The 15639-nt window shown below is 45.5% G+C and carries 17 protein-coding genes; 6 read left to right on the top strand and 11 right to left on the bottom strand.

Features of this window, described 5'->3' with window-relative positions:
- Nucleotides 1-172 precede the first annotated feature (172 nt).
- The 4 genes from FLM48_RS02070 to FLM48_RS02055 are packed head-to-tail and all read right to left on the bottom strand — an operon-like array spanning nt 173 to nt 4373.
- Entirely contained in the window at nt 173-1318 is a 1146-nt protein-coding gene (locus FLM48_RS02070; RefSeq protein ID WP_028773659.1) for a BamA/TamA family outer membrane protein, read from the bottom strand.
- Nucleotides 1315-2556 carry a DUF4056 domain-containing protein gene (locus FLM48_RS02065; protein WP_256871019.1) on the bottom strand — a complete coding sequence of 414 codons (1242 nt, stop codon included), beginning with the start codon at nt 2554-2556 and terminating at the stop codon, nt 1315-1317. Before FLM48_RS02065 ends, FLM48_RS02070 begins: the two co-directional genes overlap by 4 nt.
- A complete protein-coding gene (locus FLM48_RS02060; protein WP_179023122.1) occupies nt 2553-3485 on the bottom strand; it encodes an alpha/beta fold hydrolase in 933 nt (310 codons plus the stop codon). The genes FLM48_RS02065 and FLM48_RS02060 overlap by 4 nt, the downstream gene beginning before the upstream one ends.
- Entirely contained in the window at nt 3486-4373 is an 888-nt protein-coding gene (locus tag FLM48_RS02055) for a virulence protein (protein WP_179023120.1), read from the bottom strand.
- 312 nt (nt 4374-4685) lie between these two features.
- Between FLM48_RS02055 and FLM48_RS02050 the strand changes: the two genes are divergently transcribed.
- The 3 genes from FLM48_RS02050 (at nt 4686) to FLM48_RS02040 (ending at nt 6096) form a co-directional block, all read left to right on the top strand.
- Nucleotides 4686-5300: an outer membrane beta-barrel protein gene (locus FLM48_RS02050; RefSeq protein WP_179023118.1), complete on the top strand. Its 615-nt coding sequence runs from the start codon at nt 4686-4688 to the stop codon at nt 5298-5300.
- A gap of 99 nt (nt 5301-5399) precedes the next feature.
- Nucleotides 5400-5660: a Rho-binding antiterminator gene (locus FLM48_RS02045; RefSeq protein WP_179023116.1), complete on the top strand. Its 261-nt coding sequence runs from the start codon at nt 5400-5402 to the stop codon at nt 5658-5660.
- Nucleotides 5661-5892: 232 nt separating this feature from the next.
- Nucleotides 5893-6096, top strand: coding sequence for a cell division protein ZapB (locus FLM48_RS02040; protein WP_028773665.1), 204 nt, complete (start codon nt 5893-5895; stop codon nt 6094-6096).
- A gap of 33 nt (nt 6097-6129) precedes the next feature.
- Here the strand turns inward: FLM48_RS02040 and FLM48_RS02035 are convergent, their stop codons facing one another.
- The 7 genes from FLM48_RS02035 to FLM48_RS02005 all read right to left on the bottom strand — a co-directional run bounded on the left by FLM48_RS02035 (nt 6130) and on the right by FLM48_RS02005 (nt 11510).
- Entirely contained in the window at nt 6130-6342 is a 213-nt protein-coding gene (locus FLM48_RS02035) for a DUF1107 domain-containing protein (RefSeq protein WP_028773666.1), read from the bottom strand.
- A 367-nt stretch (nt 6343-6709) separates the two neighbouring features.
- Entirely contained in the window at nt 6710-7321 is a 612-nt protein-coding gene (locus FLM48_RS02030) for a thiol:disulfide interchange protein DsbA/DsbL (RefSeq protein WP_028773667.1), read from the bottom strand.
- A 146-nt stretch (nt 7322-7467) separates the two neighbouring features.
- Complete coding sequence (locus FLM48_RS02025) at nt 7468-8472, bottom strand: serine/threonine protein kinase (protein WP_028773668.1); 1005 nt, start codon at nt 8470-8472, stop codon at nt 7468-7470.
- A complete protein-coding gene (locus FLM48_RS02020) occupies nt 8469-8768 on the bottom strand; it encodes a DUF3630 family protein (RefSeq protein WP_179023115.1) in 300 nt (99 codons plus the stop codon). Before FLM48_RS02020 ends, FLM48_RS02025 begins: the two co-directional genes overlap by 4 nt.
- A gap of 169 nt (nt 8769-8937) precedes the next feature.
- A complete protein-coding gene (locus tag FLM48_RS02015) occupies nt 8938-10389 on the bottom strand; it encodes a YdiU family protein (protein WP_179023113.1) in 1452 nt (483 codons plus the stop codon).
- Nucleotides 10386-10706 carry a hypothetical protein gene (locus FLM48_RS02010; RefSeq protein WP_256871018.1) on the bottom strand — a complete coding sequence of 107 codons (321 nt, stop codon included), beginning with the start codon at nt 10704-10706 and terminating at the stop codon, nt 10386-10388. Before FLM48_RS02010 ends, FLM48_RS02015 begins: the two co-directional genes overlap by 4 nt.
- A 66-nt stretch (nt 10707-10772) precedes the next feature.
- Nucleotides 10773-11510: a hypothetical protein gene (locus tag FLM48_RS02005; RefSeq protein ID WP_179023111.1), complete on the bottom strand. Its 738-nt coding sequence runs from the start codon at nt 11508-11510 to the stop codon at nt 10773-10775.
- A gap of 442 nt (nt 11511-11952) precedes the next feature.
- Here FLM48_RS02005 and FLM48_RS02000 point away from each other — a divergent pair, with 442 nt between their 5' ends.
- The 3 genes from FLM48_RS02000 to FLM48_RS01990 all read left to right on the top strand — a co-directional run bounded on the left by FLM48_RS02000 (nt 11953) and on the right by FLM48_RS01990 (nt 15489).
- Nucleotides 11953-12363, top strand: a complete 411-nt coding sequence (locus FLM48_RS02000; protein WP_028774732.1) for a nitrous oxide-stimulated promoter family protein — start codon at nt 11953-11955, stop codon at nt 12361-12363.
- Between the two features lie 66 nt (nt 12364-12429).
- Nucleotides 12430-13335: a hypothetical protein gene (locus tag FLM48_RS01995; protein WP_028774733.1), complete on the top strand. Its 906-nt coding sequence runs from the start codon at nt 12430-12432 to the stop codon at nt 13333-13335.
- Between the two features lie 93 nt (nt 13336-13428).
- Entirely contained in the window at nt 13429-15489 is a 2061-nt protein-coding gene (locus tag FLM48_RS01990) for a S9 family peptidase (protein WP_179023109.1), read from the top strand.
- The last annotated feature ends 150 nt before the right edge of the window (nt 15490-15639 follow it).

Raw genomic sequence — 15639 nt, 5'->3', positions numbered from 1 at the left:
AGCAGACTATGGATGCACTAAGCTAAAGTCAAGCCAAAACACCTTAACCCTTAGTCTACTCATCTTGGTGGTAACGTATCGCAACCTGTACGGTAACCAAATTAGTGATAACCTTACGCGGCGAAACAATGAGCCTAATCCGAGATTTGATTAGCCTATTTAATTGATTAAACTAAAACGCTTCATTGACGTTAAAGTAAAAGCCGCTGTCTCCATCGCCAAAGCCCAAATCTAGGCGCAAATTGACCCGAGGTTTCACTTCAAAGCGATAGCCCACACCATAGTTGGGCAGCAATGTTTGCTCAAATAACTCACTGACTTTATCCGCAATCACCCCCACACCGGCCCAAAACACCATGCCATGGCGACCGGGTAAATCCATACGGTACTCCGCTTGAGCTAGCAGCATCTGCTTATCGCGATAACGCCCTGTGGTATAGCCTCTTAAGCTATCACCGCCGCCGATTTTGCTCAGCTGATCCCAGGGAATATCCCCCTGCAAAAAACGACCTCTAACCTGCCAAGCTATCACGTCATCATGCCAAACAGGCAAGTACTCACTGTATAGCAAGGTCTGTTTTTCAAAATCGGTTTGACTGCCGAGTTGCTGGCGATACCAGCTCGACTCAATCTCAATAATTCGCCCTTGCTGCGGGTTAAGCGTGTTATCTCGACTATCGTAGTTAACCAACAAATTAACCCCAACACTGCGAGAGTCTTGCTCAAGGACACTGGTATCAACCAAGCTGTCGTTGGGATTAATCTCTGAGGCTCTGGCCAGCTGCAGATCAAATCCAACGCCAATATAACTGTGAGCCAGCACTTGCTGGATCCACATGGGTTTTAAACCAAAATTGAGGTAGTTAAAATCAACGCGGTTGCTGTCTTGGTGGTTATCTTGGTAGCCCACGCCATAAAACACATCGGGCACATCAAACAATTCTGCATCAAGGTAGAAGCGCTGCGCTTGATTGAAGAACGTGCGATTTTGAATGCTCGCACCCAATGCACCGTTGATTGAAGCTAGGCCATTAATCACCAAAGACGACAACTGCAATTCATCATCGTCAGCATTAACTTGATATAGGCCTACCGCTGACACCCCTACCCCAAGATCCATTTCAGGATTATAGAAAGGGCCCGGCAATACGCTAAAGTCGATAGCTTTGTCTGCATCAAACTCACCATCGGCCCCCAAACTTTGCAAGAACCCTTCAAGCCAGCTTTGCTGCTCTTCAGCTGCCGGTGATACCTCAGCATCAGCCGCCAACGCGATACTGCTGATAAACATACTCATTGCGATAAGCAATCTATTCATTGCTCAACCTTCTGTGCCTGCTCAAGGTCGGCAATTTCATCAAGACGGGCAATATCGCTAAAATCGGCATGGGTAAAACCCTGTTGCCACAAATGCGCAGGGATATGGTTAAAACTTGGTTGATACTTTGGCGCAACACTTAAGTGCTGCACTGCAATCTCATCAAGTGCGATGCCATTATACTCACGCAGCAAAGACAAGGTTTTTGCCTGCGCTCCACTGTCGATACTTCGCATTAGGCTCTCACCATCCGTAGCTGCAGAAATCAGAGTCGATGGCACCAAATAAGGGGACTGCTTGTCACCTAATTGATAATGCCGTTTGATCAGCAAATCTTTGCTGGGCAATGGCTGCGAAGAGTCCCACCAATGACCATCAATAACTGCGAATAACTCATTGGTAACAGCCTTATCTACTGGCTGTAAATATGCCAAGCTCGCTGCCAGCCATTGCGTCATATGCTGGTTATAAAGCTCGGTATTCATGGTGAGGTTATTACTTAGCAAGGCGATGGCAATTTTCGCCCCTAACATATTGGAATAAAGATCTTCTGGCGAATAAGCCGACACCTCTTCCGACCAAGGGGCTAGCGTTCGATAACCATGCCATTGGGCAATTTCGTGGGCTTCTGCCATAAAATACGCTTGGCGTGCTGCGAGGTGAATTGCTAACTCTCGACGCTCAGTCGCTGACATAGCGCTGGTATCAACCGCTTGAAACTGAATATGCCTTGGGCCAATTTCATCCGGTAAGATCACCCGAAAAGATTCGCCAAGTTGACGCTGAATAAGATAAAACAACGCAACCGTATTATCTGCGGTGTCACGCACATGGGCTAAATCAATAAAACCGCCCTGCTGAGTGTAAATCATGCCATTATTTTCGCCGCCACGTGACCCATCGGGTAAGCCTTTTTGATGGCTAAAATTCCCGGCTTCGAAGGCGTGTGGGCCGATATCATCAAGCGCCACGGTATTGGCAAAGCGATAAAAAGGGATTGTGGTTGGGCCCACTTTCACTTTATGACCCGTGCCAAAGGCACAGCAAGGACGCACGGCCTGCGGCATCCGCGCTTTGGGGTAACCCAACAAGTCAAAATCTGCCACAGCAACGTTATCTAACTGATCGTCCAACGCCGCGGCAATGGCAGCTTCATTTGGAATAGATCGCACTTGCCAGTCATTGCTGCTGCAAGCGCTCAGTAACATCAACCCGAGCCAAACAACCACAAGTTTCACTGTATAAACTCCTTAATGGCGCGAGTAACAATCTCGGGATACTCATTACTAATGCCGTGGGGGGCGTCAGGAATCACCACGATTGGCGCCTTAATGGTGTCGGCAAGTGCCAGTCCAGCAGAGAGTGGAAACACCTTGTCGTTTTCACCCCAAATAAGTAACGTTTCAGGCAGCTGACTCAGTTCAACATCGTTAGCTATTTGGTCCCGGTGCTGCGGCAAAGTTTGTATCAAGCTGCGCTTTTGTGGCTGCCACTGGGCAAAATAGCGCTGATAAATCTGCTCATCAATAAACCCGGGGTACCAAGGGAAATTATCAAATGTGCCCGCCAATAAATGCCGCATCTCGGCTTTATTTTGCGGCACGAAAATCGCTTCGGGTGACTCAACAGCAAAACGTTGGCTCAACTTGGCCAGTTCCGCATCAGAAAATAGATAGGCGGGACTGGCTAAGATAACCGCTTTTTCTACTCGAGCATCTTTCACCATCAGGTCGAAACTGACAAAGCCACCATAGGAAATCCCAACTAGATTCACCGACGTTAGCGCCAAATGATCCAGTAACTCTTGCATCAGCTGAGTTTGAGTTGCCAGATTGGCCTCGCCGTGGCTATATGATTGGCCAAACCAGGCTAAATCTGGCGCGATGATATGATAGTCGTGGGCTAAGTTGAGCATAACTTGTTGCCAGCTTGACTGCGCATCGCCACCAAAGCCATGCACCAATAACAAGGTGGGCTTAGCTTCACCTTGGCCCACCTGCCAATAACTTAGCGTGCCGCCGTCTTCAAGGGTAATACGCGTTTGGCTATACCCCGCATCAACAAGCTGATTAACCTCTCGCTGTTGCTGGTAACTGACAGCAGAGCAAGCCGATAGCAATAAACAGCCAAGTAGCACGACGAAATAATGCAATCCACGACTCATCATTTAAAACCTATAACCCACACTCAGCATGCCACTTGTGCGGGTGCCAAAACCTACTTCCAACAACAGATCTAGCTGTTGATTAATCGAGATCTGTCCGCCTAACAAGCCATTCCACTTATCTTCTAGATGTTGGTTGACTTCAAATTTTGCGTTTTCGAGCATGGCAACATTATTACCAATACCGATATCGTGTAGGTAGCCACTGAAAGTCTGTTCAACGTTTTGGTACATGGCGCCAAACCATATTTGCATTTCGTTGTTACCTGTTGGAATGCGATACCCCATACGCGGTGAGACCACAATGGTACTGATTTCGCCATCAAGGATATCTAAGTTGGTGTTAGTGTAATTGACATCTAACAGCGCAAACCAATTGCCAACCCCGCCGACCAATGTGCCACCCACACCGTAAGTTGTGCCCTTAAAATTGAGCTCAAAATCGAATGGATCGGAGGTAATGACACAAGGCGGCCTAAAACAAGGCAGTACATCGGAAATGTCTGCTTCTACCTGCACATTGGCAACACTGCTGCCTTTGGTATGGCCCAAAATGCCGTATAAATTAAGAAATGGCAGTACCCACATATCGGCGCGGAAAGTAATGGTTTCAGACTCTTGAAATGCTTCGCTGCCATTGATCGAAATCATGTCATCGATTGGCCCTAGGCCAGAGAAGTTTACCGAGTCAACAATTAGCGGTTGCTCCATATCCATAACCGTAACAGAAAAGCCATATGGTTTAGGCAATTGATGACCTAAATCTATTGCCTCTTGCGCCCAGATTGGGAATGCACGGGCGTATTTTTCATCAGCACTTTGACGCTCAATAGCGTCGACAAAGGTGCAGGTCATGGTTAATACCACGCCCGCTAAAACTCTGAACAACATATCAGACCTTAATTATTGGAAAACTAGGAAGTAAAAAAGAAGTAACAGTTAGCGCGGGTATTATCCTTGGCTAATATGAAGATAGTCTGAAAAACATACATCTTAGATAGTGCATTTTGGTCAACTTGATCACGCTCTGGCATTGTTATTTTTGTAGTTGGCTTCGCCGCAGGCAAGATATCTAAATATGTAATATCATAAATCACAGAATTCATCTGATTAATATCATTCAGTTATGGTTCAGCAACTATCTTCTACTATGCCCTCAACGACAACCAAGTCGCCTACAGATTAACCAAGAGAGCATACATCATGAAAAAGCAAACTATCGTAATCGCAACCCTTCTTTCATCAGCAATGGCGATGCCTGCAATGGCAGCAGACTGGTTCATCGGTGGTGGCATCGGTGCACAACAGAACAAATATGAAGGCAGCCGCATGCATGAAGTCGACCCAGGCTTTAATGCTGAATATGCTAAAGACAAAGAAACCAACGTCCTCTATGAGCTACGTTTTGGTGCATATATCGACGATAACAATCGTGTTTACTCAACTTATAGCTACAACTCTGACGACCACTCAAGACAGCAAAGCCTATTGTTGTCATACGACTACCTAGTGGGATTAACCGCTGACAACAAATTGAACTGGTTTATTGGTGCCACTGCAGGTGTTAACCATATTAGCCCAGCAACCAATAATGTTGACTCTAAGAACAGCTTTGTTTGGGGCGGCCAAACAGGTTTGATGTACAAGTTCAATGACAATGTCAGCACTGAAATCGGTTATCGCTACCTCAAGCAAGATTACGATGCCTCAGTCAGCTATGGCAACCCTGAGCCTGCACCACACAATATCGGCATTACCGAGTCAGCTTCTCTCAATGATAGCCAACAACTTTATCTATCGGTTGACTACCGCTTCTAATTTAATCAGTTACACAATAAAAAGCCCCTTTTCGGGGCTTTTTATTTGCCTAATTCTTGATTAGCAACTAAACCTTTAAGCAACTATTAAGGAGCCCCAATGCAAAGCTACACGCCGATTAACTGCGACCACCATGATTACATAGAACTGGCTTGTGTCAGAGGCTATCCTCTAATCATCATTTTAACCGATGGATCTGAAGTGAGAGGCCGAGCACTGACTACTGAGACCCGTGCTGATCATAGTGAATGGTTAGTGGTAGAAACCGCGGTTCACCAACGCAGCATTAGGCTAGATAGCATAGCGAAAATAAGCACTGATATTGAAGGCGCGTCTTTTTCTTCTATCAATTTAAAATGAGACTTGGCTAGCGTTAATTTGGTTAGTATTTACTTTCATCTAATGCCAAGATATTTCACCAACTAGCATAGCAAGCTGAGTTTCACTGCCGAAAAAAAACCAATCCTCGTCTATGACAAAATAAATACGATTTTTAGCCTATTTTTTCTACATTTAGCATAATTAACTATTCCTTCATCCGTTGTCACTGATAGAATCGAGTGAACCATCCAGAAACTATTAGGACTCCCCTATGAGCCTCGAATTACTGTCCAAGCTGGAGACAAAAATCCAAGCCGCACTAGAAACCATTGAACTGTTAAAAATGGAACTTGAAGAAGAGAAGCAAAAGAATGTTGCTTTGAGTGAACAGAACCAACAACTCAGCCAAGATCTTAACTCGTGGAACGAGAAAGTGACCGGACTTGTTGGTCTGCTAAATGATGAAGTCAGCTAAGTTGCTGTAAGCGGTACAAGCGAAGATAAGGCCCTAGGCCATCTTCGCTTCGCTATTTTGCGCTTCAATCAAACTATTTAATTCTAAAATTGCCTTTTTCACTTCAGGCATGGTCTTCCTTGGCAGTAAAAATCTCCCCTTTTCGAACTCTAATCGACCTAGGTCTTTAACCCAGATCACCCCAGATAAAAAAATTCGCGCGTGTTTGACTATTAGTTTTGGTGCATAGACAGGAAAAACTCTCACGTGACCTCCTATTAACCGTTTTGTTTTTAGTTATTGTACCCAGTCTTGGACCGCCTTTTTACCACGAGAGTTTCATTAATTTTAGTTTTTTTTTGTAAATAATTGATACCTGTCCATAGCGTAAAATATTTCTTATTGTCTATCAGACGAATAGCTAATGTAGAAAAATAGAAATGACACTTGCCAAATTTTTGACAGACTGCTAAGTTAGAGGTGTTACTCAGGGTAAAACTGAGCCATATGGCTCAATGACCGTATTTCCAGCGACCAGGAAATACGGTTTTTTTTAGCCTTGAATTTGAGCTTTACCAAGCAGCAGACACAAAAAAGGAGGCCGCAGCCTCCTTTAATCATGACATTGCAGGCTTTACTTCATGTTGGTTAAGTAAAACGCAATATCTTGCAGCTCTTTGTAGCTGCTGATTGATTCATTCTCGATGCGGTATTTACCATTAACCACAATCGCTGGTACACCAGAGATTTGTGCATTTTCAGTCGCACGCTTCATCTGTGACATCTGTGCACTCACCATAAATGAGCTTGCCGCTGAATCAAAGTCTTTACCGTCAACACCATAAGCAACAAATAGCTTCTTGATATCTTCTAAGCTAGTGAAGCGCTGCTTTTGATCATGAATCGCTTTAAATAGTGCGCCTTCAATTTTATCTTCAACTTTCAACTGATGAGCAATCGCAAACGCACGCGACATTTCTACTCCCATGTTGCGACCGATAAATTCAACATGGTTTTGTTTGAAAGTGACGCCTTCTGGCAGATCTTTCTTAATTTGAGGGATTGCAGTCTTATAAAAGTTATAACAGTGACCACAGTAGAATGAGAAAAACTCGGCAATTTCAGGCTTGGCTGTTGCTGGGCCTTGATTAATCACGGTGTAATGTACGCCTTCTTTATAATCAGCTGCCAATGCAGCCATTGGAGCCATAATCAAAGCCAAGGCGACTAAGAATGCTTTTTTCATATTGTTGATATCCTTTGTTTGCAACAAACAGTTTGTTTTTCAAGTTGTGCCTAACATAATCAAATATTGGAGATTATCTCAAGCATTAAGTTCATTCTTATGTGACAAAATACGTCAGCATAGGTACAAATCTGTGCCTGCAGCGCTTAATATTGCGGTGTTAGGCTCAGTGGTGGTTCATCTAATTTAGCCAGCTGTTCTTTAAATCCAAGAATCTGCTGCTCCCAATATTTGTCTTCCGCAAACCAAGGAAAGTTCATTGGAAAGGCTGGATCGTCCCAGCGCCGACTCAGCCACGCATTATAGTGCAGCATACGCATTGCCCGCAGTGGCTCAATGAGTTTCAGTTGCCGAGTATCAAACGAGCAAAAATCTTCATAGGCCTCAAGTAACACTTCTAATTGCAGTGTTTGCTGTGGTCGCTCACCCGCTAACATCATCCAAATATCTTGCACTGCCGGCCCCATCTTGGCGTCATCTAAATCAACAAAGCCTGGGCCGTCAGGGGTCCACAAAATATTACTCGGATGCAAATCACCGTGTAAACGTATCATATCAAATTCATCTTCACGCCAAAGCTGCTTAGCACGCCCCAACAGTTGTTCAACGATGGTGAAGTAAGCGGTATTAAGTGAGTCAGGCACATGACCAGATTCACGTAACCAAGTTAACGACTCATCACCTAATAGCTGAGGGGTTAACTTGTCTCGGTGCTGAAATTCCTGTTGCTGCGCATGCTGATGAATTCGACCAATAAATCGACCAACTTCTTCGAGCTGATCTAGGTTATCGACTTCAAATGCTCGGCCTCCCATTGAGGTAAACAGCGCAAATCGGTAGCCTTGGTATTCATGTAAGGTACTACCGTCGAGCACTACCGGCGTAGCGATGGGTATTTCATGCTCAAGTAAAGACAAGGAGAAGTCATGCTCTTCTTGAATTTGCGCATTGCTCCAACGTTGGGGGCGATAAAACTTCACAACATAACGTTGGCCGCGATCACAACGAAATTGATAGACACGATTTTCATAGCTGTTAAGTGCTAGCAGCCCCGTTTCAGGGTAGATATTAACGCTTTCGATAGCATCCAAAATCAGATCTGGGGTTAATGCTTGGTAATGAAACTCAGCGGAATGAGAATGGTGGCTCATAAGCTACGCTCCAAAAGTGTCTGCAAATAAGCGAGCACCTCGACATCACTACTGTTTTCCACACTCAACCAGCAAATATCACCGTAAAACTCATAATTAAGCTGCATCACAGTACCTTCAAAATCCAACAACCATTGATGACGATCTGCGCCCCACTGCGTTTCTATCACGCGGCAATCAAGGGCGGTAGCCAAAGGCTGCGCAAAGCGCTCAAAATTATCAAAGTCGATATCGGCTTCAATAGACAAGCTCTTAGCGGCTTCATTTAATTCGGTTCGGGTTACGTTTATGCTCACATTGGGCTCGCTTTATTTACCAAACAACAATTTTACTACACGACGGTGTGACTAAAACGGCTTGCGATTCACCTCGGCTTTAAGTGTATCCACAGGCAGATGAACAACGGATGAACACCTCAACACCGAAATAGTCGCAACCTAGTTTTCATTTATCCAGCGACTGACACTAACTACTGCAGGACATAATTAACCCTTGCCCCCACTGCGGTGGCCGCTGTGCATAATGAGCAAACTCAGGTTGTTCTGCAAAAGGTTGGGTCAGTAGCTGATGTAATTGCTGCAACGGCTGATTGTTACCCTCTTCAACGGCAATGATGGCCTCTTGCGCAAGGTAATTACGCAAAATATATTTAGGGTTAATAGCACTACGCTGCTGCTGCCAAGCCTCTACATCCTTTACTTTACCTAAGCGCTGCTGGAACTGTTGCCACCAAGCGTCAAATCGCGGCCTATCAATGAAATCATCCGCAAGTTTGCTACGTGATTGGGTTGGATCTAGGTAGCTAAACTGCCTAAAGCTATTGGTATAATCGAGCTGACTTTGCTGCAACATCATGGTGAACTCACCCATCAATGCGAGATCAAACTCATCTTGTTCTGAGCTGGCTGATTCAACAGTTAACCCTAACTTAGCCCGCATCAGGGTTAAGTAGTGATCGATCAAATGTTGCTGATAGCGGTTCAAGGCCGCAATCAATACATCAGATTCAATGAGGGGGACTAAGGCTTGCGCTAAACGCTGCAAATTCCACAAACCGACCCCCGGCTGCTGACCAAAAGCATATCGGCCTTCGGGATCGGAGTGATTACAGATAAAGTCTTCGTTAAAGGTATCTAAAAAGGCAAACGGTCCAAAATCGAAGCTATCACCCAATATCGACATATTGTCGGTATTCATCACTCCGTGGGCAAAACCAACGGCTTGCCAATGGGCAATCATTTTTGCAGTATCAGCAACAACCTGATTAAACCATAATTCGTAACCTTGACTGTCGCAGGTTAATGCTGGGTAGTGCTGAGTAAGAGTGAAATCAACGAGTTGCTGTAATTTGGCTTTGCTGCCTTCAGGACTATGACTGAAATACTCAAAGTGACCAAACCGAATATGGCTGCGCGCTAGTCTGACAGTAATTGCTGCTTGATCTTGGCTTTCGCGCCATACGGGTAAATCTGAGCCAATGACCGCCAATGCTCGTGTGGTCGGCACATGAATATGGTGCAGCGCTTCAGAGATTAAAAACTCACGCACCGCAGAGCGCATGACTGCACGGCCATCACCTTGACGTGAATAAGGGGTTAATCCGCCGCCTTTTAGCGCCACATCCCAATGCCCTTGCGGCCCAGATGCTTCACCCAAAATAATCGAACGTCCGTCACCTAACCTAGGCGTATAGCCACCAAACTGATGACCACTATAGACCTGCGCGTAATAACTGGCACCTGGCATCGCTTGGTTACCACTGAGTTGCTGCAATAACGACTCAGAAGGCGCTGCGTTATCAAGCAGCTTAGCGGCGTCATCACTCCAAGCTAACCAATGGGGATTACTCAGCCCTTGCGGGTTAACTTGTGAGTAAAAGCCCACTAATTGTTCGAAGTAATCCTGCTTAAACTTCACAGCTCAGCCTCTTGGGTCAAACGCTGGCAGCTGACACCACCTTGCTCGTTAGCCACACATTGATGACCACACTGGAATGAACCATTGCTATGACCACTTAGGCGGATCAGGCCTTTACCTTTGGCAACACATTGATCAAGCGCTTTGTAGTAACCCGCGATATTGTCACCTAAATCTTGCTCGGCAATATGCGGCTGACTGTCACTATAAAACAGGGTCCACTGTGGATTTTGGGTACATGCTGAGAGAATTAATGCACAACTGATGACAACAAACGGTCTAAGGCCCATGGCTAGCTCCAATAAAAAAGGCGACACACTCGTTCGCCTTTATTCTCTAATACACACTATTTTACACGCCTAGCTTACTAGATACAGTAAAGATTACTGCGCCGCTTTGGCCTTAGCTCGCTCAATACGGGTAATTCTGCCTTCAAATCCCGTCACCGTGCCATCGGTTAAACCATAATTGATAGCCTGCTGACATACGGCAATCGCGGTATCATACTGCCCGCTGTCATTAAGTAATGTCGCTAAATGCATAAAGCCCACTCCTTTTTGCTCAGCCGGTTTATCGAGCTTAGCAAATACTTCGAGATAGTCTTGCTGCAGACCTGCACCATAGTCTCGATACTGGGTTTGTTTACGCTGTTTATAGCACTCTGCAACCGCCAACAGTAACGCGCTATGTTGCGCTGCGTTTTCGCTGGCATTGCGATAGTCGATTAAAGCTGATGCCAGTTTATCATTGGCCCAAGATTCATCTTGTTGTTTTGGCTCTGGCTCTGGCTCTGGCTCTGGCTCTGGCTCTGGCTCTGGCTCTGGCTCTGGCTCTGGCTCTGGCTCTGGCTCTGGCTCTGGCTCTGCAGCAGCTTGCTCAGTCTGAATATCATTGGCAACTTCGGTGGGCTGTTTGTCGAAACTTACCCCTTCATCCAGAGGAGTCGACACGTCTTCCTTGTTGGCATTCTCTTCAGCTGCAGTTGAGTCTGACTCAATCTGTGCAACTTCCTTCTCAGTTGGTTGCTCGGCTTGCTGTTGTTCTTCACGGGCCAGTCGCTGCGCTCTCAAATAGAGATAAACACCTACAGCAATGAGCAAAATAATGGCTATGCCTTTCATTGTTATCCACCGTTTATTAGGTTGCCTAAATTCAATGTTACTCACTTATGCCCATCAAATTTGGACAGATAGTAACCAATGTTATTATTCGGTTCTTACGCTCAAAATCAACTATTTATACCCATTTTTCGCATCTACATCAAAAACCTAGGTGAATTTCTAACACTGAATGTGTTTCAACCTGTGTAGCGAAGAGTATTTATGCTAATTAATACAATTAATTAGTGATAAATGTTGCCACTGTCCAACCGAGTAAAATCAAAACAACAATTGTGGTTAGATTAATCCCTAAAAATGAACCGGCACCGGCATCGACCACGCTAAAACACTATTTTGTGCGCATGTTCATAAAACACGGCGCTAGTTTTGTCATCGCTGCCAACTCGTCCTACTATAGCTATAACCCAGTGGTTCAGTCGGAATTAGAAGTAGGTGCGATATCATGAAAACGGATGAGATTTTAGGCGGCAAATTGCTGCGTGAATTCAATACAATTTCAGCGATGGTGCAAATCTACTGTCGATCGCACTGTGCCGCTAAGGGCAAAGTTGACCAATGTGAGCATTGCCAGAGCTTTTTAGAGTATGCCCATACTCGATTAGATAGATGCCCCTACGGTGAACAAAAACCCACCTGTAATAAATGTCCGGTGCACTGCTACAAACCACATATGAAAGCCAAGGCCAAAGAGATCATGGTGTATGCCGGCCCGCGTATGCTGCTGCCTCACCCCATAATGGCCATTAGACATTTGTGGTCTGAGCGCAGCCCAGTTCCTGGCAAACCGCCTGCAGCTAGTTCAAATCGTCATATCCGTTTGAACAAAGGCCAGTCACCTAAGGCATCCACTTAGCTAAGTGTTGAATTTTCATCCATATTGCTTGCAAGTCGGTCACAATTAAGTCGACAATAGAGCAATATGAATGATTACAGTGGTTTTTTAGCACAAGGTTATTGGTGGCTGTCATTATTAGGCGGGATTCACTGTATCGGCCTCGGCCTGTATATTCGCTATGCGTATCGTGAACAAAGCCATGATAATCAGCACAACAGTAACCACAAACTATTAGGCGGCATCTTCAGCTTAATGGGACTGTACTTCTTTACTGGCATGCTCAGCAAAGACAGCTCCCCTGTTCCAATGCACATCGTGTATACGCTTATTATCCCTATCTATTTTATTTTGATGCCCATGCTGTATTTGTATTGTTACCGCAGCTTGCACAACATCAAGGGCAGTATCAATTGGTCAGTACACCTATACCTTCCTATCGCGGTGGCCAGCATTGTCGCGGTGACTGCAATGCTCGACAGCCACTGGATCCAAGATATTGATATCGACTCCTTTAATCTTAGTGACGATATCAGTTACTTTACCGCTATTGGTATGGCCCTCCCTGCACTGCTGAGCGTGCAAACTTTGACCTATTTTGTACTGATTATTAAGTTGCTACGCCAGTTTAGAAGTCGAGCGCGCAGAGCCCATTTAGGCAACCTTAAAGATATAAAGTTTCGCTGGTTGATGGCGTTAACAATCGCGCTGATGAGCAATTGGCTAATACGCACCATATTCCTTATTTTGCCATTTTATTTTGGCGACCACATTGGCCAACTGGCTCAAGCTGTCACCCGGTTAGCTTTGCTGATAACTGTCTATGTACTGGCTATTTACGGTTTACAACAAATCACTAAGGCCGCCTTTTTACGCGGAAAACTGGCACCACAAAGTCCACCAAACACTCCTACTCGCAGCAGCACCCAACTGCTCAACTCTGAAGAACTCAATTACTTACAGAAATTAATTCAAGATGAGAAAAAAGAGTGATGCTGCGTATTTAAGCCCCATTTGAATTACGGTAAGGTAACTGCGCAAGCAGATCTGCAAGTCAATAAATAATTCATTAGTAAAGGGAATACGATGGGGCGAGTTAATCAACTGTCAGCGTTGGCGCTTATGTCAATGTCACTGATAGCCAGTAGTAGTCTGGCATCACAGCGGGATCACACCATTACCACTGACGACTTTTTCTCTGTAGCCGGGATGGGCGGTGTGCAGTTAAGCCCTGATGGAAGACAAGCCGTTTGGCTTGAATCTCGTTGGGACAAAGAACTTGATAAAGCGCAACGCGACCTCTGGCTAGTTAACACCAAATCAAGCCAAAGCCAACGTCTGACTTTCACCAATGAAAGTGAATCGAGCCCCCAGTGGAGCCCAGATAGCCAATACATCTATTACCTTGGACAACAAGGCGACAAAGAAGGTAAGGCACCATTTAACGCCAAACGCCAAGTTTTCCGCCTTAATGTCAGCACCTTGCAGTCAGTACCGGTTACCAAAGAAAAACGCGGCGTAAAATCCTATCAACTTAGCCAAGACGGCAAGCAGCTGTACTTTACTACCAGCAAAGAAAGCCAAGATGACGATACATGGGCCGGCATGCGTGCCAGCCATAGTGCACCCCAGTATGGCCATGGCAAGCAAGATACCAACCCACTATACAAACTGGATTTACAGCATTACACCCAAACGCTATTGCTTGATGATGACAAGGTAGTGTGGGAATTTAGCGTAAGTAATGATGGCGGCAAAATTGCGCGGATCACCACCACAGATACTGAACTGGTATTCTTAGAAGGCTGGTCAAATATTGAAGTATTTAATACCTCTGATGCCAGCAATAAAGTGCTTGAGGACAGTGCTTGGCGCGAGCAAGCGCCTTCGCCTTATGGCTGGCTGCTAGGATTGAGCTGGCACGACGATAACCAGCAATTGGCTTTTCGTATCGACTACGATGGTCACCCAGGACAGCTATTTGTTAACCAAACCAATCAAGACAAACTACTTGAGATCAGTCGTCCTGGCGATGCAACGTTAAATGGCAACAACATTAACTGGCGCCCAGACAGTGATGAAATTTGCTACCGTGGCAGTGATCATGGTCGAGTAAAACTGTTCTGTACCGAGGTCGATGACAGCAAACAAGGTGATACCCGTACGGTTGTAAACGGCGATTTGGTGATTGGCAGTTATAGCTTCAGCCACAATGGTAAAAAGCTCGCCTTTAGCCACAACGGCCTTGACCATTTTTATGACATGTTTATCGCCGATGCCAACAGCAAACGGGCTAAGTACAAACGTATCACCAATATTAACCCTCAGGTCGACACTTGGGTGTTACCGCAAATCTCAACCGTCAGTTGGCAAGCCCCCGATGGTAGCACTGTAGAAGGGATATTAGATTTACCTGCAGGTTACAAACCTGAAGATGGACCACTACCACTTATCGTACAAATTCATGGTGGCCCAACTTCCGCTACGCCCTATGCTTTGCAACATCGCTCTTATGGTCGCTCAACATTTACCGCCAATGGCTGGGCACTGTTATCACCCAACTACCGTGGTTCAACCGGTTATGGTGACAAGTTCCTAACTGATTTGGTTGGCCACGAACATGAGATAGAAGTACAAGATATCTTAGCTGGGGTCGATTACCTGATTGCCGAAGGGATTGCAGACAAAGATAAAATGGCAGTTATGGGGTGGAGTAACGGTGGCTACCTGACCAACGCACTAATCGCTACCACTGAGCGCTTCAAAGCTGCCAGTTCTGGGGCCGGCGTGTTTGATCAACGTTTACAATGGATACTCGAAGATACCCCTGGTCACGTGATTAACTTTATGGATGGTAAGCAGCCTTGGGAAGACCCGCAGCTGTATTCCCATGGCTCATCGTTGACCTACGCCGATAAGATTAAAACCCCGACCTTAATCCATATTGGAGAAAATGATGCTCGAGTCCCACTGGGACACGCTCAAGGTCTATATCGTGCATTACGTCATTACCTCAATGTGCCAGTAGAACTGGTGGTCTATCCCGGTGAAGGCCATGGATTAAGCAAATACCAACATCGTAAAGCGAAAATGGAATGGGATCAGCGCTGGTTTAACTACTACGTGCTTGGAATCGAACCTAAGTAACAAAGCTGAATAACGACTGTCTTAAACAAAAAAAACGCCCATCATGGGCGTTTTTTATACATAGGCATTTGATTCCCATAGCCAGATCCGTATGCTGAAGGCTCAATTGTCCTTAGGGAGCGCACATGAAAAAGCTAATCACCCGGTTCA

Origin of the sequence: Shewanella sp. Scap07, from assembly GCF_013394145.1 — a bacterium.
GTDB classification, from domain to species: Bacteria; Pseudomonadota; Gammaproteobacteria; order Enterobacterales; family Shewanellaceae; genus Shewanella; species Shewanella waksmanii.
This window is presented reverse-complemented; position numbering and strand designations above follow the sequence as displayed.

Bases quoted from the DNA above. Each gene is read 5' to 3' on its own strand.
- FLM48_RS02070 (WP_028773659.1), bottom strand. From the start codon at position 1,318: ATGAATAGATTGCTTATCGCAATGAGTATGTTTATCAGCAGTATCGCG.
- FLM48_RS02060 (WP_179023122.1), bottom strand. From the start codon at position 3,485: ATGATGAGTCGTGGATTGCATTATTTCGTCGTGCTACTTGGCTGTTTA.
- FLM48_RS02055 (WP_179023120.1), bottom strand. From the start codon at position 4,373: ATGTTGTTCAGAGTTTTAGCGGGCGTGGTATTAACCATGACCTGCACC.
- FLM48_RS02050 (WP_179023118.1), top strand. From the start codon at position 4,686: ATGAAAAAGCAAACTATCGTAATCGCAACCCTTCTTTCATCAGCAATG.
- FLM48_RS02045 (WP_179023116.1), top strand. From the start codon at position 5,400: ATGCAAAGCTACACGCCGATTAACTGCGACCACCATGATTACATAGAA.
- FLM48_RS02040 (WP_028773665.1), top strand. From the start codon at position 5,893: ATGAGCCTCGAATTACTGTCCAAGCTGGAGACAAAAATCCAAGCCGCA.
- FLM48_RS02030 (WP_028773667.1), bottom strand. From the start codon at position 7,321: ATGAAAAAAGCATTCTTAGTCGCCTTGGCTTTGATTATGGCTCCAATG.
- FLM48_RS02025 (WP_028773668.1), bottom strand. From the start codon at position 8,472: ATGAGCCACCATTCTCATTCCGCTGAGTTTCATTACCAAGCATTAACC.
- FLM48_RS02005 (WP_179023111.1), bottom strand. From the start codon at position 11,510: ATGAAAGGCATAGCCATTATTTTGCTCATTGCTGTAGGTGTTTATCTC.
- FLM48_RS02000 (WP_028774732.1), top strand. From the start codon at position 11,953: ATGAAAACGGATGAGATTTTAGGCGGCAAATTGCTGCGTGAATTCAAT.
- FLM48_RS01995 (WP_028774733.1), top strand. From the start codon at position 12,430: ATGAATGATTACAGTGGTTTTTTAGCACAAGGTTATTGGTGGCTGTCA.
- FLM48_RS01990 (WP_179023109.1), top strand. From the start codon at position 13,429: ATGGGGCGAGTTAATCAACTGTCAGCGTTGGCGCTTATGTCAATGTCA.